Source organism: Rhizobium beringeri, assembly GCF_004306515.1.
GTDB classification, from domain to species: domain Bacteria; phylum Pseudomonadota; class Alphaproteobacteria; order Rhizobiales; family Rhizobiaceae; genus Rhizobium; species Rhizobium beringeri.
Genome location: NZ_SILG01000001.1, coordinates 4001958 through 4019761 on the forward strand (window position 1 = coordinate 4001958; position 17804 = coordinate 4019761).

At 60.7% G+C, this 17804-nt stretch carries 16 protein-coding genes; 1 reads left to right on the forward strand and 15 read right to left on the reverse strand.

What is annotated here, in order from left to right; translation table 11 throughout:
- Positions 1–22: 22 nt before the first annotated feature.
- The 13 genes from ELH03_RS19960 to ELH03_RS20020 form a co-directional block, all read right to left on the reverse strand.
- A complete protein-coding gene (locus ELH03_RS19960) occupies positions 23–430 on the reverse strand; it encodes a F0F1 ATP synthase subunit epsilon (protein WP_128400293.1) in 408 nt (135 codons plus the stop codon).
- The gene (locus ELH03_RS19965; protein ID WP_003543462.1) at positions 430–669 is read right to left on the reverse strand and encodes a hypothetical protein; all 240 of its coding nucleotides are present in this window, start codon (positions 667–669) and stop codon (positions 430–432) included. Before ELH03_RS19965 ends, ELH03_RS19960 begins: the two co-directional genes overlap by 1 nt.
- Positions 669–2105: a F0F1 ATP synthase subunit beta gene (gene atpD, locus ELH03_RS19970; RefSeq protein ID WP_003543464.1), complete on the reverse strand. Its 1437-nt coding sequence runs from the start codon at positions 2103–2105 to the stop codon at positions 669–671. The genes ELH03_RS19965 and atpD overlap by 1 nt, the downstream gene beginning before the upstream one ends.
- A 23-nt stretch (positions 2106–2128) precedes the next feature.
- The gene (locus ELH03_RS19975) at positions 2129–3013 is read right to left on the reverse strand and encodes a F0F1 ATP synthase subunit gamma (protein ID WP_128412630.1); all 885 of its coding nucleotides are present in this window, start codon (positions 3011–3013) and stop codon (positions 2129–2131) included.
- 28 nt (positions 3014–3041) lie between these two features.
- A complete protein-coding gene (atpA, locus tag ELH03_RS19980) occupies positions 3042–4571 on the reverse strand; it encodes a F0F1 ATP synthase subunit alpha (RefSeq protein WP_003543468.1) in 1530 nt (509 codons plus the stop codon).
- A complete protein-coding gene (locus ELH03_RS19985; protein WP_197727439.1) occupies positions 4571–5137 on the reverse strand; it encodes a F0F1 ATP synthase subunit delta in 567 nt (188 codons plus the stop codon). The genes atpA and ELH03_RS19985 overlap by 1 nt, the downstream gene beginning before the upstream one ends.
- Positions 5138–5392: 255 nt before the next feature.
- Positions 5393–5782 carry an AGROH133_08824 family phage infection protein gene (locus tag ELH03_RS19990; protein ID WP_027666861.1) on the reverse strand — a complete coding sequence of 130 codons (390 nt, stop codon included), beginning with the start codon at positions 5780–5782 and terminating at the stop codon, positions 5393–5395.
- A gap of 78 nt (positions 5783–5860) precedes the next feature.
- Complete coding sequence (locus ELH03_RS19995) at positions 5861–8077, reverse strand: primosomal protein N' (protein ID WP_128412631.1); 2217 nt, start codon at positions 8075–8077, stop codon at positions 5861–5863.
- 105 nt (positions 8078–8182) lie between these two features.
- Positions 8183–9073, reverse strand: coding sequence for an ABC transporter ATP-binding protein (locus tag ELH03_RS20000; RefSeq protein ID WP_128412632.1), 891 nt, complete (start codon positions 9071–9073; stop codon positions 8183–8185).
- Positions 9070–10104, reverse strand: coding sequence for an ABC transporter ATP-binding protein (locus tag ELH03_RS20005; protein ID WP_128400297.1), 1035 nt, complete (start codon positions 10102–10104; stop codon positions 9070–9072). The genes ELH03_RS20000 and ELH03_RS20005 overlap by 4 nt, the downstream gene beginning before the upstream one ends.
- Before the next feature lie 4 nt (positions 10105–10108).
- Entirely contained in the window at positions 10109–10966 is an 858-nt protein-coding gene (locus ELH03_RS20010; protein ID WP_128400298.1) for an ABC transporter permease, read from the reverse strand.
- A gap of 6 nt (positions 10967–10972) precedes the next feature.
- Positions 10973–11977, reverse strand: coding sequence for an ABC transporter permease (locus ELH03_RS20015; protein ID WP_018482659.1), 1005 nt, complete (start codon positions 11975–11977; stop codon positions 10973–10975).
- A 67-nt stretch (positions 11978–12044) separates the two neighbouring features.
- A complete protein-coding gene (locus tag ELH03_RS20020) occupies positions 12045–13946 on the reverse strand; it encodes an ABC transporter substrate-binding protein (RefSeq protein WP_128400299.1) in 1902 nt (633 codons plus the stop codon).
- A gap of 350 nt (positions 13947–14296) precedes the next feature.
- Between ELH03_RS20020 and ELH03_RS20025 the strand changes: the two genes are divergently transcribed.
- Positions 14297–15925 (forward strand): GH39 family glycosyl hydrolase, encoded by a 1629-nt coding sequence (locus ELH03_RS20025; RefSeq protein ID WP_128412633.1) that lies wholly within the window; start codon positions 14297–14299, stop codon positions 15923–15925.
- 60 nt (positions 15926–15985) lie between these two features.
- On the opposite strand, the gene ELH03_RS20030 is transcribed toward ELH03_RS20025, so the two are convergent.
- Together ELH03_RS20030 and ELH03_RS20035 are read right to left on the reverse strand one after the other, a co-directional pair.
- A complete protein-coding gene (locus ELH03_RS20030) occupies positions 15986–16657 on the reverse strand; it encodes a GntR family transcriptional regulator (RefSeq protein WP_105007570.1) in 672 nt (223 codons plus the stop codon).
- A gap of 30 nt (positions 16658–16687) precedes the next feature.
- Positions 16688–17713 (reverse strand): Gfo/Idh/MocA family protein, encoded by a 1026-nt coding sequence (locus tag ELH03_RS20035; protein ID WP_130766594.1) that lies wholly within the window; start codon positions 17711–17713, stop codon positions 16688–16690.
- Positions 17714–17804 lie beyond the last annotated feature (91 nt).

Here is a 17804-nt window from a genome sequence, read left to right on the forward strand (position 1 = left end):
TCATGGATCTTACCGATTGTAATCAATCCTGTTGAACGACGCCGCGCAGATGCGTCAGTTCCATGATGAAGTGCTCAAGCTTCGACTTGTGCTCATGCAATTCGGCATGTTCGAGTTCCTGGCGGGCAGCCTCGATGCGGCGCGTCAGCTCATCCTTCTGGAGTTCCTCGACCGGAACCGCGGATTCGGCAAGCAATGTGCAGCCGGTCGGCAGGATATCGGCAAAACCGCCGAACACAACGTAGTCCTGCTTCTTGCCGGAGGCCGAACGCACGCTCACGACACCCGGCTTGATCGTCGTCATCGTCGGCGCATGGTTTGCCATGACCGTCATCTCGCCTTCAGTCGCAGGGATGACGACCTCGGTCACCATCTCCGACAGCAGCAGACGCTCCGGCGAAACGAGCTCAAAGTTGAAATTGTCAGCCATCAGTGACTTACCTTCTCGGCTATGGCTTTCGCATCTTGCAATTTAGTCCCGCAGAAAGGGCAGTGCATTATCGCTTGGTCGAGATAACCGAGGCCTTCCTCGCTTTGAACCAGACCCACCACCATCATCAGCACGCCGTTATCGGCGCGATAGACGGTCGGCGCGGCTGGTTCCGGAAGATCCGCCACGACCCCCTTCAGGGAGTCGCAGCAGAATATCTCGTCTAGCGCGTCACTCATTAAGCAGCTGCGAGCTTCTTGGCCTTTTCGACCGCTTCTTCCATCGAGCCGACCATGTAGAAGGCAGCTTCCGGCAGGTGATCGTATTCGCCGTTGACGAGGCCCTTGAAGCCCTTGATCGTATCTTCCAGAGCAACCAGCTTACCCGGCGAACCTGTGAAGACTTCGGCGACGAAGAACGGCTGCGACAGGAAACGCTCGATCTTGCGGGCGCGGGCAACAGCAATCTTGTCGTCTTCGGACAGTTCGTCCATGCCAAGGATGGCGATGATGTCCTGCAGGGCCTTGTAGCGCTGCAGCGTCGACTGGACCTTGCGGGCGACGTCGTAATGTTCTTCGCCGACGACCATCGGGTCGAGCATGCGCGACGTCGAGTCGAGCGGATCGACGGCGGGGTAGATGCCCTTTTCAGCGATCGAGCGCGACAGAACCGTCGTTGCGTCAAGGTGAGCAAACGAGGTCGCCGGCGCCGGGTCGGTCAAGTCGTCGGCCGGAACGTAAATCGCCTGGACCGAGGTGATCGAGCCGGTCGTCGTTGTGGTAATGCGCTCCTGCATCTGGCCCATGTCGGTTGCGAGCGTCGGCTGATAACCGACGGCCGACGGGATGCGGCCGAGCAGTGCCGACACTTCGGAACCTGCCTGCGTGAAGCGGAAGATGTTGTCGACGAAGAACAGAACGTCCTGGCCCTGATCGCGGAAGTGCTCGGCGACCGTCAGGCCCGTCAGGGCGACGCGGGCGCGGGCGCCCGGCGGTTCGTTCATCTGACCGTAAACCAGCGCAGCCTTCGAGCCTTCGCCGCCGCCATGCTTGTTGACGTTCGATTCGATCATTTCGTGGTACAGGTCGTTGCCTTCGCGGGTGCGTTCACCGACGCCTGCGAAAACCGAGTAACCACCATGCGCCTTGGCGACGTTGTTGATCAGCTCCATGATCAGAACGGTCTTGCCGACGCCGGCGCCGCCGAAGAGGCCGATCTTGCCGCCGCGTGCATAGGGAGCTAGAAGATCGACGACCTTGATACCGGTGACCAGAATCTGCGATTCCGTCGACTGCTCGACATAGGATGGTGCATCCTGGTGGATGGCGCGCTTGTGAGCGGTGACCAGCGGACCGGCTTCGTCGACCGGCTCACCGATGACGTTCATGATGCGGCCGAGCGTCTCGTTACCGACCGGAACCATGATCGGAGCGCCGGTATCGGCGACTTCCTGGCCGCGAACGAGACCTTCGCTCGAGTCCATCGCGATGGTACGGACGACGTTCTCGCCAAGGTGCTGCGCAACTTCGAGAACCAGGCGGTTGCCGTTGTTGCTGGTTTCCAGCGCGTTCAGGATCTTCGGCAGTTCGCCTTCGAAAGCAACGTCGACGACGGCGCCGATAACCTGGGTGACTCTGCCGACAGAGCCGATCTTGGGGGTAGCTGCCTCAGCCATTTTCTGACCCTCTTTTCCTAGCCTCAGAGCGCTTCCGCGCCCGAAATGATTTCAATGAGTTCCTTGGTGATCTGCGCCTGACGCTGGCGGTTGTAGCTCAGCGTCAGCTTGTTGATCATCTCACCGGCATTACGCGTCGCATTGTCCATAGCGCTCATCTTGGCGCCCATTTCGCCTGCGACGTTCTCAAGGAGCGCGCGGAAGATCTGGACGGAGATGTTGCGCGGGATCAGATCTTCGAGGATCGATGCCGGATCCGGCTCGTATTCGTAGACGGCGCCTGCATGTTCGGCATCTTCGGCCTGCACAGCTCCCGCGGAAGCCGGGATGAGCCGCTGCGCCGTCGGAACCTGGCTGATCACCGACTTGAACTCGGAATAAAACAGCGTACAGACGTCGAACTCACCGGCAGCATACATCTCGATGATGCGCTTGCCGACCTGGTCCGCATTCTCAAAACCAACGCGCTTGACGTCGCGCAATTCCTTGCGCTCGATGATCAGCGACGCGAATTCGCGGCGAAGGATGTCGTGACCCTTCTTGCCGACGGTGAAGATCTTCACCGTCTTGCCTTCGGCAAGCAGCTTGCGGACATGTTCGCGTGCAAAGCGTGCGATCTGCGAGTTGAAACCACCGCAAAGACCACGTTCGGCCGTGCAGACCACCAGCAGATGGACCTGGTCCTGGCCGGTGCCGGTCATCAGCGTCGGAGCGCCGTCGGCATCGGTGACGGCCTTGGCGATGTTCGCCAGAACCGCACCCATGCGCTGCGAATATGGCCGGGCGGCCTCGGCCGCCTCCTGCGCGCGCCGAAGCTTCGCCGCGGCGACCATTTTCATCGCCTTGGTGATCTTCTGCGTCGCCTTGACGGAGGCGATCCGGTTTTTCAGATCCTTAAGTGAAGGCATCCGTGATCCGTCCTAACTTAGGGCCTGATTACGAGAAAGACTTTGCGAAGCTATCGAGAGCAGCCGTGAGCTTGCCCCTGGTATCATCGCTGATTGCCTTTTCCGTGCGGATCGCGTCGAGGATGGCGGAGCCTTCCGAACGCAGGTACGAGAGGAAGCCCTGCTCGAACTTGCCGACCGAAGCGACCGGCAGCTTGTCGAGATAGCCGTTGACGCCAGCAAAGATCACGGCGACCTGCTCTTCCGTCTTCAGCGGCGAGAATTGCGGCTGCTTCAGGAGTTCGGTCAGGCGTGCGCCGCGGTTCAGCAAGCGCTGCGTCGCAGCGTCGAGGTCCGAACCGAACTGGGCGAAGGCGGCCATTTCGCGGTACTGGGCGAGCTCGCCCTTGATCGAGCCGGCAACCTGCTTCATCGCCTTGATCTGCGCCGCCGAACCGACGCGGGAAACCGACAGGCCGACGTTCACGGCCGGGCGGATACCCTGATAGAACAGGTCGGTTTCAAGGAAGATCTGGCCGTCGGTGATCGAGATCACGTTGGTCGGAATGAAGGCCGACACGTCGTTGCCCTGCGTTTCGATGACCGGCAGAGCCGTCAGCGAACCGGCGCCCATGTCGTCGTTCATCTTCGCAGCGCGCTCAAGCAGGCGCGAGTGCAGGTAGAAAACGTCACCCGGATAGGCTTCGCGACCCGGCGGGCGGCGCAGCAGCAGCGACATCTGACGGTAGGAAACGGCCTGCTTGGACAGGTCGTCGTAACCGATCAGCGCATGCATGCCATTGTCACGGAAGTATTCGCCCATGGCGCAGCCGGCAAACGGAGCCAGGTACTGCATCGGCGCCGGATCGGAAGCAGTGGCGGCGACGATGATCGAATATTTCAGCGCGCCGCGCTCTTCGAGCACCTTGACGAACTGCGCGACGGTCGAACGCTTCTGGCCGATGGCGACGTAGACGCAGTAAAGCTTTTCGCCTTCCGGACCGTTGTCGTGAATAGCCTTCTGGTTGAGGAAGGCATCGAGAAGAATCGCGGTCTTGCCGGTCTGGCGGTCACCGATGACCAGCTCGCGCTGGCCGCGGCCGACCGGGATCAGCGCGTCGATGGCCTTGAGGCCAGTCGACATCGGCTCATGAACCGATTTGCGCGGAATGATTCCGGGAGCCTTGATGTCGACGCGCGAACGGCGCGTCGCATTGATCGGGCCCTTGCCGTCGATCGGATTGCCGAGTGCGTCGACGACGCGGCCAAGCAGTTCCGGACCAACCGGAACGTCAACGATGGCGCCGGTCCGCTTGACGGTGTCGCCTTCCTTGATGTCACGGTCGGAGCCGAAGATGACGACGCCGACATTATCGGATTCGAGGTTCAGCGCCATGCCGCGGATGCCGCCCGGGAACTCGACCATTTCACCGGCCTGGACATTGTCCAGACCATAGACACGAGCGATACCGTCACCGACGGAGAGAACCTGGCCGACTTCCGAGACTTCTGCCTCTTTGCCGAAATTTTTAATCTGGTCTTTGAGAATTGCGGAAATTTCCGCGGCGCGGATATCCATCAGCCAACCTCTTTCAATGCGAGCTTAAGGGTAGAGAGTTTGGTACGAAGAGACGTATCAATCTGACGGGACCCGACCTTCACGATCAGACCACCAAGAATTGACGGATCAACCGTGACGGCAATCATCACGTCTTTGCCGGTAACGCTCTTGAGTGCCACCTTCAATTCGGTTTCCTGCGCTTGCGAAAGCGCATGTGCCGAGGTGACCTCGGCGGAGATTTCACCGCGATGGTTCGCGGCGATGATGCGGAAGGCCTTGATCATGCCCGGCAGGGCAAACAGGCGGCGGTTGCGCGCCACGACCTTCAGGAAATTGGCGAAGAAACCGCTGATGTCAGCCTTCTCACTGATGGCGACGATCGCCTTAAGCTGGTCCTCGGCTGAGAAAACCGGGCTTGCGACGAAGCGCTTCAGATCGGCGCTCTCATCCAGCATCGCCTGGAAACGGTCAAGATCGGCGGTTACGCCGTCGACGACGCCCTGCTCGAGCGCCAGTTCGAAAAGCGACGAGGCATAGCGCTCGGCAACACCAGAAGTAAGCTGGGACGTGTCTGCCACTGGCACAAATTTCCCTGATTTCAACCCAAAATCCGGCTCTCGGCGGGCGCCGAACCTATGATCTTGAATTCGTTTTGATTTCCCCCAGAAATCACAAGAGAAGCCTCTTGCTTCTTCCGAAATTCGGGGTCCGTCTAACATAGGATGTTCGGACTCGCAACACGCGTAACGCCCGAATACGCCTTTCACATGAATTTCTGTTCGCAAAATTGCGCAATGGCCTGGAAGCAGGCCGGAAAAGCCGTCTGTCGGCAGAGAGTGTCACGTCTGGGTGAAGCCGAAAACGTAGAGCAGCGGTAGCGCGGCCAAAGCGATCTGCACAACTAGAAGTAAATAGTTGACGAGATTACTCCCCTTATCGGACAGGATCGAGATGACACGGGCAAAGGCAGCCATCGCGAAGGAGGCACCGAGCGCCATGTAGATCCAGTCCTGGGCGAGCATGATCGCCGACAGCCCGAAACCGAGATAGAAACCACCCATCGAGCGTCCCTCGCCGAAGCCTTCCGGCCGTCCCTCCTGCGCCTGCAGACCGAGAAGACGGAAAGTTTGGCCAGGCGCAAACATCATGATGAAGCCGGCCAGCGCCGTGAAAGCGGCGGAACAAAAAGCAAGCTGCTCGCCAAGCTCGGTCGGAAAATAAAACTCCATGCGTCAGCCCCAAATCACCGGATGAATCGGTGTTTTATGGCATGGGCCGAAAAGGGAGGGAATGGCGGCGTCATTCATTTAGAGAAAACTCTGCGGATCGATATCCAGCTGCACCTGCACCGATCCGCGCTCTTTGGGCGATTGCGACAGCATCGCCCGCAGAAACCCCTGCATGTCCGAGTTCCGCCGCCCATGCACCAAAAGCCGGAAGCGATGGCGGCCGCGCACCAGCGCAAGCGGCGCTTCGGCCGGGCCGAGCACCGAAATGCCTGACACCTGCGGTGCGGCGTTGCGCATGCCGCGCGCATGGTTTTCGGCGTCTTGACGGGTCTCGGCTGAAACGATGATCGAGGCGAGCCTGCCGAAGGGCGGCAATAAGGCGCGTTCGCGTTCGGTGATCTCGCGCTCGTAGAAGGCTTCGGAATCGCCGGAGACGATCGCCTGCATGACAGGATGCTGCGGCTGGTAGGTCTGCAGCAGCCCATGGCTCTTGAGGCCGGTGCGCCCGGCCCGGCCCGTCACCTGCGACAACAGCTGGAAGGTGCGCTCGGCCGCGCGCGGGTCGCCATTGGCAAGGCCGAGGTCGGCATCGACGATGCCGACCAGCGTCATCAGCGGAAAATTGTGGCCCTTGGCCACAAGCTGGGTGCCGATGACGATATCGGCTTCGCCCTTGGCGATCGCTTCCAGCTCCAGCCGCAGCCGCTTCACCCCGCCCATGATATCCGAGGAGAGTACGATCGTCCGCGCCTCCGGAAAATGCCGTTCCACCTCCTCGGCGATGCGCTCGACGCCTGGCCCGCAGGCGACGAGATGATCGAGCGTGCCGCATTCCGGGCAGGCCTCCGGCGTGCGCTCGGCATGGCCGCATTGATGGCATTGCAGCTGCTTGCGGAAACGATGCTCCACCAGCCAGCTCGAACATTGCGGGCACTGGAACCGATGGCCGCAGACCCGGCAGAGCGTCAGCGGCGCATAACCGCGCCGGTTAAGAAACAGCAGCGCCTGTTCGCGCTTCTCCACCGTCTTGCCGATCGCCCGGATCAGCACCGGCGACAGGAAGCCGCCCCGCTCCGGCGCGTGCCTGCGCATATCGACCAGATGTAGGTCCGGCATCGCCGCATCGCCGAAACGCGTCGGCAGGTGGACAGTGCTGTAGCGTCCGCTCTGCCCGTTGACCTGGCTTTCGACCGACGGCGTCGCCGACACTAGAATGACAGGAAAATCACCGATGCGGCCGCGCACCACAGCCATGTCGCGAGCATTGTAAAAGACGCGATCCTCCTGCTTGTAAGCGGGATCGTGCTCCTCGTCGACGATGATCAGCCCGAGATCCTCGAAGGGCAGGAAGAGCGCCGAGCGGGCGCCCGCCACGACCCGCACTTCGCCGGTCACCGCCTGGCGCCAGACCTTTTCGCGCATGCGCGGCGCAAGATCGGAATGCCATTCGGCCGGCTTTGCCCCAAAGCGATCCTGGAAGCGCTCCATGAAACTGGCCGTCAGCGCGATCTCCGGCAGCAGGATCAACACCTGCTTGCCGCGTTTCAGCGTCTCGGCAATCGCCTCGAAATAAACCTCGGTCTTGCCGGAGCCGGTCACCCCGTCGATCAGCGACACCGAAAATTCGCCCTTGCGGACGTCGGTAACGATCTCTTCGGCTGCCTCCTTCTGCCGCCCTTCGAGACGTGCGGCAGCAAAATCCGGATCCGGCATCGCCACCACCGGCGGCGGCGGCAGGAATATCGCCTCAAAAATGCCGAGCGTGATCAGCCCGTCGACGACACTCGTCGAGACACCCGCCGCATGCGCAAGGCCGCTGCGTGTCCAGGAAAAGCCGTCGGAGGCGGTAGCGAGGACCCGGGCGCGGGCCGGCGTCATCCGCTCCGGTTCGCCGCCGACGAGCTTCAACCCCTCCACCATCGGTTCCGGCTCGAAGGCGTTCGGCGCCCTCAGCGCCATGCGGGCGACGAGGCCGGGCGGCGAGAGCGTATAGGTCGCCACCCAATCGATGAAATCCCGCATTTCCCTAGAAAGCGGCGGGCAGTCGAAGACATGGCTGATCGGCCGAAGCTTTTTCGGATCGACACCGTCTTCGCCGCCGTCCCAGACGACGCCGATCACCTGCCGCGGCCCGAGCGGCACCTGCACGACCGAGCCGGGCTCGACCGCCATGCCATCCGGCACCGAATAAGAATAGGGTTTGGGCGCCGGCATCGGCACCAGCACCGGAACCGTTCGGTTCGCGGGCGGTGCCTCGAAAAGCGCGCCAAAGAGATCGGACGAATCTGTGCTCATCGCGCGAGACCATGCCCGCAAATCGATGGAATTGGAACCGCAAAGACGGGGCGGCGGTTCTGGTTCACCCCGACAATTTAAAGATCGAAGCTCGGAGGTTCAGCTTCATCTGGCCAGGCGATCGCCATCGCCGGAATAGGCTTCATTTGCCTTGCCATTGCGCTGCCGGAGGCGAATGATTGCCGACGCCTCGCGAGGATTGGGCGGCAGGACAGCGTTCTTCAACGCGATCGAATAGGCGTGTTTCGGATGTTCCAGCACGTCCCTGGCATCGCCGCTCTCCACCACCACGCCCCTACGCATGATCACCACGCGGTCGGATATATAATAGGCGGTTGCAAGATCATGGGTGATGTAGACGATCGAAACGTTGAGTGCGTCGCGCAAATCCCGGAAGAGATTGACAATAGACATACGAAGCGATGCGTCGACCATCGAGACCGGCTCGTCCGCCACGATCAGCTTCGGCTCGGGTATCAGCGCACGGGCGACGGCGATGCGCTGCAATTGGCCGCCTGAAAGCTCATGCGAGAAACGACCTTTTATCTCCGCCATCGACAGGCCGACATGTTGAAGGGCAACGTCGGCAATCGCCTCCTTTTCGGCGCGGCTCTTCGCGCCCTTGAAGCGATGGGCGGTGGCGAGCAGATACTCGTCGATCCGGGTCAGCGGATTGAAGGCCTCGAACGGATTTTGAAAGACCGGCTGGACCTTGGCCATGAAAGCCTCGCGATCCCTACGGGAACGCACCGCCTTCACATCCGTACCGTCGAAGCGGATGCTGCCTCGATCGGCCTTTTCGTTGCCGAGGATCATCTTCGCCAACGTCGATTTGCCGGAGCCGGATTCGCCGACGATCGTGAATATCTCGGGCTTGTCGGCGGTAAGGGCGAAGCTGACATCGTCGACCGCCTTCATCTTCTCGCGCGAGAAGAAACCGCCGATCGGAAAGAGCTTGGTCACATGGTCGAGTTCGAGGAGGAAATGGCTGCTCATTGGATCTGGTACTCCCCGGCACGGAAGCATGCGACACGCCCTCCGGTGGCGCTCGGCAGCATGGCCGGCACTTCACGCGCGCATTTGTCGATCGCGATCGGACAGCGCGGATGGAAACGGCATCCCGAGGGCGGATCCGAAAGCGCCGGCGGCTTGCCCTTGAGGCTCTTTCGCGTCGAGACATCACCGATGCGCGGCAGGCTGCCGATCAGGTGGACGGTGTAGGGATGCTGGGGATTGTCGAAGATCGCCTGCGTCGGCCCCTCTTCCGCCAGCCGTCCCGCATACATGATGGCCAGCCGATCGGTGATGGCGGCGTGCACGGACATGTCGTGGGTCACGAAGATGACCGAGGACTGCAGGCGCATCTGCACTTCCTTTATCAGCGCCAACACGTCCTGCTGGACGAGCACGTCAAGCGCCGTCGTCGGCTCGTCGGCGATGATGAATTCCGGCTCGCAGACAGTGGCGAGAGCAATCGTCAGGCGCTGGCGCATGCCGCCCGAAAGCTGGTGCGGAAAGGCCTCGAGCACATGTGGATCGAGATGCAGGCGGGCAAGATGCGCCTCGACGCGCGCGCGGAAGGCATCTGGATCGAGGTTCATGTGGCGGGAGGCGAAATCGGTGAAGGCGTGTTTGACCCTTCTGACCGGGTTCAGCACGTTCATAGAGCCTTGCATGATATAGGAAAGGTGGCGCCAGCGTGCCGCCTTCATCTTGTTCGGTTCGCCATAGACATCGATCGGCCCATCGGCAAAATTGAATTTCACCGTTCCGCCGACGACGCGCATCGGCGGCCGGATGGCGCCGGCAAGCGTCTTGATCAGCGACGTCTTGCCGCTCGAGGATTCGCCGGCAATGCCGTAGATCTCGTTCCTGCGGATGGTCAGGCTGATATCGTCGACTGCGCGGATCTCTCGCCGCACGCCGAAATAATCATTGACGTAATAGCATTTCAGCCCGTCGATCGTCAGTGCGTCCATAGCGTTTTCGGCAAGGGTCAAAGGCTGCGTCCTCATCAGGTTCTGCATCTCCTCAAGCTCCCATGCGGGCCAGGCGCGAGCGCGGGTCGATATATTCGTTCACCGACATGGCGAGCATGAACAGGCCGAGGAACAGGACGACGACGAAGAGCATCGGGAAGGCGACCCACCACCATACGCCCGATACCATCGCGGAATGCGCATTGGCCCAGTAGATCATGCCGCCAATCGTCGGCCGGTTGATGTCGGAAAATCCAAGCACCGAGAGCGTCACCTCGAGGCCTATCGCCCAGATGAGATTGTTCATCGTCGTGAAGAAGACGATCGGCATGACATAGGGCAGATGCTCGCGGATGAGGATCTGTCGTGTGCGCATGCCCGAGAAGACCGCGTGCCGGGTAAATTCCCGGTGGCGGAGAGACAGGGCGACGGAACGGATCAGGCGGCTGTCATGCGTCCATCCGAGCAGCGCCGCGGTGATCGCCAGCATGAACCACGTCATCTGGTCGCGAAGCACGAAGACCAGAAGCAGCAGGATCGGAATGTTCGGCAGCGCGCCGAGCGTGTCGTTGACCGCCATGATGATCTGGTCGGTCCGCCCACCGATATAGCCGGAGATCAGGCCGACGGCGATGGCGATGATGCGGCTGACGAAGGCGACGATGATGCCGAAGAACAGCGTATTGCGCATCGAGGCGGCGATCTGCCAGAAAACCTCCTGGCCACGCGAGGTGGTGCCGAGCCAGAATTCGGCCGAAGGCGGCATGTCGGGCGCGACGACATAGATGGCATTCTCGTCATAGGGCGAGAAGAACGATGCCGCGATCAGCGCCAGGATGATGCAGATCAGGATGGTTCCGAGCAGGAACTCCTTGTTGTAGCGCAGCAGGTCTCTGAGGACTTTGAACATCGCGGATTATCCCAGTTTCACGCGTGGATCGATCAGCGGATAGATGATGTCGATCACGAAGACCGCGGCGGCAACCGCGATGATGGCGATGGTCGTGACACCGAGAACGAGGCTGTAGTCGCCGGAATAAATGCCGGAGATCAGAAGCTTGCCGATCCCGGGATAGTTGAAGACGAATTCGACGATGACGGCGCCGCCGAAGACATTGCCGAGACTGAGTGCCAGGCCGGTGACCTGCGGCAGCATGGCGTTGCGCGCCACATATTGCGAAAAGATGCTGCGCGAACGCACGCCGCCAAGTTCGGCATAGACGACGTGGTCGTCGGTAACGATGTTGGAAACCAGCGAGCGCATCGAGATGAACCAGCCACCAATGCCGACAAGCACGAGGGTCAGGGCCGGCAGGATGCCGTGCTCGATCACCGAGCTGATGAAGGCCCAGTTGAAGGCAGGCGCGAGATTGACCTGCGCCCCGTCGCTGATCGGCAGGATCGGCCAGATGAAACCGAAGAGGATCACCAGGCTGAGGCCGATGATGTAGGTCGGGATCGGCTGCAGCGCCATGATGACGACACCGGCAACCTTCAGCAGCTTGCTGCTGCGGAAATAGCCGGCAAGGGCGCCGAGAAAATTGCCGATGATCCAGGAAATGATCGTCGCGAGCGTCAGAAGCCCGACCGTCCAGGGTAATGCCCGGCCGATAACGGTCATGACGGGGGTCGGGAAAGAGGAAAGCGACGGGCCGAAATCGCCGGTCAGGACGCGGCCCCAGAAGGTGAAATACTGCTCCAGCAGCGGGCCGCCGGTGCCGTAGAGTTCACGCAGCGATTCGCGAAGGATTTCGACGGCCTGCGGATCGGTGGAGCCGAAGCTCGTCAACAGCGACACGGTCTGCTCAATCGGATCGACCGGCGAAAAATGCGCGATCAGGAAGGCCAGCGTGATGCCGGTGAAGACCACGAAGAGAAATTGCAGAAAGCGTTTTGCCGCATAGATCAGAAAGCCGTTCATGACATCGACCTTTCAATAGCAGAACGGGAACAGCCGGCGGCCGGCTGCTCCCTCGATATTGCCTCGATCAAGGCTTCGGCGCGTGCGGATTGGCCTTCAGCCCGACCACCATGTAGCGGATGTTCGACCAGTTCGGACCCGAGGCCGAATAGGGATTGTCCGCGCTCGGATAGTTGGTCCAGTAGGTCGTATCGAGCGGCGCGAACTTGTTGTAGGCCATCAGCGGGATCATCGGCATTTCCTCGACGGCGAGCTTCAGGAAGTCCTGGCCGAGTTTGGCGACATCGGGCGAATCGAAGGCGATCGACCGATTGCGCTCGATGATTTGGTCGAGACGCGGATCCTGCCAGCGCTGCAGGTTGCGCGGCGGCTGGATCTGCCCGACCGGCTTGATGAACTCCGAATGATAGCTGTCGAGGAAGAAAGAGAGATCGGGATGACCGCCCCAGGTCTCGATGCTCCAGTAGATCGCCGTCTCGAAATCGCCGGTGCTGAGGCGCTGGCCATTGGTCGGGCCGGCAACATCGACCTTGGTGGCAATGCCGGCTTGCGACCATTGCTGGGCGATCACCGTGCCGGCGCGGGCAAGCGTCGGGATGGCATCGCCTTCCACCTGCAGGCGGATCGTAAAGGGCGTCCCATCAGGCTTCACCCACTGGCGGCCGCTTTTCTTGAAGCCTGCCTTCTGCAGCAACTCGGTCGCAGCCTCAACGTCCTTCTTCCACCAACCGAAGCCGAAGGTACGCTGCAGCTTGGCCGGATCGGTCGGGATCTGATCGGCCCATTGGCTGCGCACCATATTGGCGATCTGCGACGAGATGTTGGGATCGTAGGGCTTGATCTTGCGGGAACCGGTGTCGAGTTCGAAATTCGTCAGCCAGTCCTGCATCGGTGCGTAATAATCATCCGGGGCAGAACCCGTCGGCGGCGTGGCAAGGGCGGCGATATTGGCCGCGCCGCGATAGGAGCCGAGCGCCACTTCGCGGATGTCGATCAGCAGCGCAAGAGCCCAGCGCACGTCCTTATTGTCGAAGGGCGCCTTCTTCGTATTGAAGAGAACCGAAGGCAGCGTCGGGTCCGGATGCGCAAACGGGAAGCCCTTCAGCCAGGAGGCTGTGGTCTTGCTGTCGCGCATGATCGAGAACATGCCCTCGGGCGCCATGTCGTTGATGACGTCGAGATTGTGGTTGCGTTGCTCGATGACGCGGGCCTCCGGATTGCCGGCGGCGCGATAGACGACGTATTTCACCTCGGGCGGTTGTGCCGCAGCCAGCCCGATCGACGTGCGCTGCCAGTCGTCGCGCAGCTTCCAGATCGTCCAGTTGCCACCCTTGTCATAATTCTGCAGCTGGTAGGGCCCGAGTGAAACCGGCGGGTTGTTGTTGAAAGACAGCGGATCTGCGGCCTTCTCGAAGACGTGCTTCGGCATGATCCAGGCGGCGTTCCAGCGCACGGTGAACAGTGTATGAAAGCGCGAGTTCGGCTTTTTCAGATGGAAGACGACGGTCTGTGGATCCGGATTTTCGATACTCGCGACATTGACGGTGAAGGGCGCGCTCCAGGCCATGCCGGGATGGTCGATCTGCGTCCGCACGGTATAGACCACATCGTCGCTGGTGAATTCGACACCGTCGCTCCAGAAGATCCCCTTGCGCAGCTTTACCGTCATCTCGGTGAAATCGGCGTTGTAGCGCGGCGGTTCGCTGGCAAGCGCATTCTGCCAGGCATCCTTGCCGCCTTCGGGATTGATGAACCACAGCGTATCGGTGGTCAGCTGCTGCAGGCCGTTAAGGTTTGCCGCCGCCCCGCCGCCCGGAGCCCAGAGATTGAACCAGTCGGCATTCTGCTGCGGCGTACCCTGGATGATCAGCGTTTCATTGCGCGGTATGCCGGCAATGAAATCCTGCGCAAATGCCGGAAGGGCCATGAGCGACAATAAGGCAATGGCTGCATATTTACGGAACTTCATCGGATGTTCCTCCTCCTCAACTCGCCGCAGCGAGCGCTTCCCGTAATCAATTGACGATGGCGTCCAGCGAACCCCTGCCTGCGCGTGCCGCAGGGCACATGCACTCCTCGGCGGCGGGCGAACTCACGCGGTAGTTATCGACAATTTTTTGAGAAACGGCAACTGATAATTTTGCAGACCATAAAAAATAGCGCATTTTCAGGCATTTTTGACGCAGGGCGCCGATGCGCTTTTTTATATTATTGACAAAATGAGCGTTTGGCTTAGCTTTTGCGGCGAGCGCGGCGCCCTCCCAAGAGGCCGCACTTCATCACCAGACAGGTCGGCTGCTTTCGGGAGGAGGCTTTGGCATGACCGTTCAAGAGGACACCAGGATGAGCAGCCCCTATGACGTGACAATCTCCGTTCACGCCAACCGGCCAACCGGCAAATACGAACCCTTGTGGAACTGGTTCGGATACGACGAGCCGAACTACACTTACTCCCCGCACGGCAGGAAGCTGCTCAAGGAACTCACCGAGCTGAGCCCCGAGCCGCCCCGCATCCGTGCGCACAATCTTCTAACCAGCGGCGACGGCCTGCCTGCCCTCAAATGGGGTTCGACCAATGCCTATACCGAGGATGCGAACGGCAATCCGGTCTATGATTGGACGATCATCGATAAGATCTTCGACACCTATGTCGAAGCCGGCAACATTCCGCTGATTCAGATCGGCTTCACGCCGGAGGCGCTCTCCGATTTCGACGGTCCTTATCGTCACCAATGGGAACCGGCCGACAAATACGCAACGATCACCACCGGCTGGACGGCTCCGCCGACGGACCTGAAGAAATGGGGCAACCTGATCGAAGCATGGGCACGGCATCTCGCCGAGAGATATGGCAAGGACGTCGTTTCAAGCTGGCCGTGGGAAGTGTGGAACGAACCGGACGGTCACTACTGGACCGGCACCATCCCGCAATTCTGCGAAATGTATGATGTCAGCGCCAAGGCCCTGAAGCGTGCCTTGCCGAATGCCCGCGTCGGCGGTCCGCACACCTGCGGCGCCTTTGCCAATGAAAAGGCCCAGACCTTCCTGCGCGCCTTCCTCAAGCACGTGGTCGACAACAAGTCGCCGATCGATTTCCTCGCCTTCCATGCCAAAGGCAATCCCGTGATCTACGAGGGTCACGTCCGGATGGGCCTGCACAAGCAGCTCCGCGACATCGAGACGAACCTTGCCATCATCAACGAGTTTCCGGAACTCCGGCACCTGCCCGTGGTGATCGGTGAATCCGATCCGGAAGGCTGTGCGGCCTGCTCTGCACGCGTCCATCCGCAGAACGGTTATCGCAACGGCCCGCTTTACGGCGTCTATGTCGTCGAAAGCATGATCCGCACTTACGAACTGGCAAGACGCGCCAACATCCATATCGAAGGTGCAGTGACCTGGGCCTTCCTCTTCGACGACCAGCCCTATTTCGACGGCTTTCGCGATCTTGCCACCAACGGCGTCGACAAGGCTGTTCTCAACGGCTTCCGCATGCTCGGCAAACTCGGCGGCGAATGGCTGGAATCGGAAAGCGATTATCGCCGCGACATCGAGGATATCATGAGCCATGGCGTTCGCGGCAAGCCCGATGTCAACGTCGTGGCGACCCGCGACGACAAGGGCGTTTCCATTCTCCTCTGGCACTACCACGACGATGATGAAGCCGGGCCGTCCGCCGATATCACGGTCAATCTCGACGGCTGGGACGGCAAGTCCGCCTCGCTCAAACATTTCAGGATGGACGAGGAGCATTCCAACGCTTTCGGCGTCTGGAAGGCGATGGGCAAGCCGCAGAATCCGGCCGGCGAAGATTATGCCAGGCTGGAAGCCTCGGGAAAACTCGCCGAGATCGAAGGTGAGGCATCGGCTAAGGTCGATGACGGCAAGATCACCCTCAAAGTCTCCCTACCGCGTCAGGGCGTGTCTCTCCTGCGCCTCGATTGGTGAGCCGGTAGGCGAAGGGAGCGCAATCGAAAGTTTGCGCTCCCTTTCAAGCGGCCGGTCGCGTCAGTTGTCACTGACATAGGCGAGATAGCGTTTCTTGCTCGGCTGCAGATGGTCGACGCAGAGCTGGGCGAGAACCCAGTTATCCCCACCGCGCAGCATCTCGATCATCAGCCGGTGATGTTCGTGCGAGATGCGCAGCGATTCCTTGCTCGACATCGAATTGGCGCGCACCGGCAGGCTGAGCCGCATATAGAGCTCGATCGATTGCACCAGATGCGCATTGCCGCAGGCGCCGAAGAGCGTCAGGTGGAATTTGTCATTGGCCTCGTGCACACCCCTGAGATAGCCGGATTCGATGTGGCGGCCATGCTCTTCGTGCAGCGCCAGCAGTTCCTCGATCAACGCCTCGGGCGCCGGCAGCTTTATCCACAGCGCCGCCTGCCGTTGCAGCAGTTCCCGAACGTCGTAGATTTCCTGAACCTGGCGAGCAGTCAACGAACGGACCGTCGCGCCCTTGTTGCGCTCCCGAACCACGATGCCCATCGTTTCGAGCTGCACGATCGCCTGCCGGGCGAAATGGCGCGTGACGTGAAAGCGGGCAAGGAGCGTGTCTTCGGTCAGACGGGTTCCAGGCGCCAGCCGCCCGAAGATGATGTCCTCCTCCAGCGCGCGGGCAATACTTAGATCATCATGCTCGATGCCGTCTTCGCGGCTTTCGTTGAGCGTCTGCAATGTCATCTCCTCTGACGGCGGCGAGCCATGTTACAGTGGATTGCGTTCCGGGTCGAACCGGCTCAAGCGATAGATATCCTCGACAAGAGCAAGCGTTTTGATGTTGTCGCCCGGCGATGTCTCCATCGCCACCTTTCCATCGAGACTGTCGAGGAAATGCGCGATGGTCGCATCATAGGCGCCTTGGTAGGTCTCGTCAGGATCGAAGCTCTCCCGGCATTGCCGCCCACCCTCAGCCGAGAGCAGATTGCCGTTAAGTTCGAGCGTGCCGCGCGTCCCGAAGATGCGCAAGTGATCGCGCGGCGTCGGCAGCGCGCCATGCGCGGCGAGATTGGCATTGATGGTGACGAGAACGCCGTCGCTCGTCCGGCGGAGGACGACGCTCGCGACATCCTCCGCGACGATATCGCGATTGCTCCTCTCAAGCCGCGCAATCACCACCTCCATCTCGCCCAGAAGATATCTCAGCGTATCGAGATGATGGATCATGACTTCCATGACCAGCAGCCGCTCTTGCGTCCGGAAAAAGGGCTGGCGCACCAGCGCCGGCCTTTTTCCTTCCGCATCCGCTATCATGCCGCTGGACAGGAATTCGAACTGCACCTGGCGGATCTCGCCGGCAAGCCCCTCGTCGAGCCACGCCTTCAGCCGCCGATAATAGGCGCGGAACCGCCAGTTCTCGTGGATCATCAGTCTGCCCCTGCCGGAAAGACCTGCCAGCAGCTCGACCGCATCGCCGTAGGAAGGTGCCAGCGGCTTCTGGCAGATGATATCGAGGTCCTTTGCCGCCGCCAGCCGGACCAGTTCGACATGGAACTCCCGCGGCGCGCAGATATCCACGGCATCGAGCCGCTCGGCATCCAGCATCGCCTGCGCGCTCGTATAGTTGCGCGCGACGTCGAAGGCAGCAAGCCGGGCTGCGATCGCACTCGGCGACGGGTCGGCAATCGCCACGACCTCGGCCCTTTCCGATTGCCGCATCCATGCAGGCAGATGGTAGGCGCTGACCCAGCCGGCACCGATAATGCCGATACGCCGTCGGCTCGTTCCCGTCATGGCGCTTCCTCTGCATTTGATCCCATTTTATCAATAATCTATCCGGCTTCGTCATAAAAGCCAATCGTTTGATTGTCGAAGAAAGGTGCTA

Excerpts from the sequence above, each read along its gene's own strand:
- ELH03_RS20015 (WP_018482659.1), bottom strand. The coding sequence starts at position 11,977 with ATGAACGGCTTTCTGATCTATGCGGCAAAACGCTTTCTGCAATTTCTC.
- ELH03_RS20035 (WP_130766594.1), bottom strand. The coding sequence starts at position 17,713 with ATGACGGGAACGAGCCGACGGCGTATCGGCATTATCGGTGCCGGCTGG.
- ELH03_RS20010 (WP_128400298.1), bottom strand. The coding sequence starts at position 10,966 with ATGTTCAAAGTCCTCAGAGACCTGCTGCGCTACAACAAGGAGTTCCTG.
- ELH03_RS19975 (WP_128412630.1), bottom strand. The coding sequence starts at position 3,013 with ATGCCTTCACTTAAGGATCTGAAAAACCGGATCGCCTCCGTCAAGGCG.
- ELH03_RS19990 (WP_027666861.1), bottom strand. The coding sequence starts at position 5,782 with ATGGAGTTTTATTTTCCGACCGAGCTTGGCGAGCAGCTTGCTTTTTGT.
- ELH03_RS19995 (WP_128412631.1), bottom strand. The coding sequence starts at position 8,077 with ATGAGCACAGATTCGTCCGATCTCTTTGGCGCGCTTTTCGAGGCACCG.
- ELH03_RS20005 (WP_128400297.1), bottom strand. The coding sequence starts at position 10,104 with ATGCAGAACCTGATGAGGACGCAGCCTTTGACCCTTGCCGAAAACGCT.
- ELH03_RS20000 (WP_128412632.1), bottom strand. The coding sequence starts at position 9,073 with ATGAGCAGCCATTTCCTCCTCGAACTCGACCATGTGACCAAGCTCTTT.
- ELH03_RS19965 (WP_003543462.1), bottom strand. The coding sequence starts at position 669 with ATGAGTGACGCGCTAGACGAGATATTCTGCTGCGACTCCCTGAAGGGG.
- atpD (WP_003543464.1), bottom strand. The coding sequence starts at position 2,105 with ATGGCTGAGGCAGCTACCCCCAAGATCGGCTCTGTCGGCAGAGTCACC.
- atpA (WP_003543468.1), bottom strand. The coding sequence starts at position 4,571 with ATGGATATCCGCGCCGCGGAAATTTCCGCAATTCTCAAAGACCAGATT.
- ELH03_RS20025 (WP_128412633.1), top strand. The coding sequence starts at position 14,297 with ATGACCGTTCAAGAGGACACCAGGATGAGCAGCCCCTATGACGTGACA.
- ELH03_RS20020 (WP_128400299.1), bottom strand. The coding sequence starts at position 13,946 with ATGAAGTTCCGTAAATATGCAGCCATTGCCTTATTGTCGCTCATGGCC.
- ELH03_RS19960 (WP_128400293.1), bottom strand. The coding sequence starts at position 430 with ATGGCTGACAATTTCAACTTTGAGCTCGTTTCGCCGGAGCGTCTGCTG.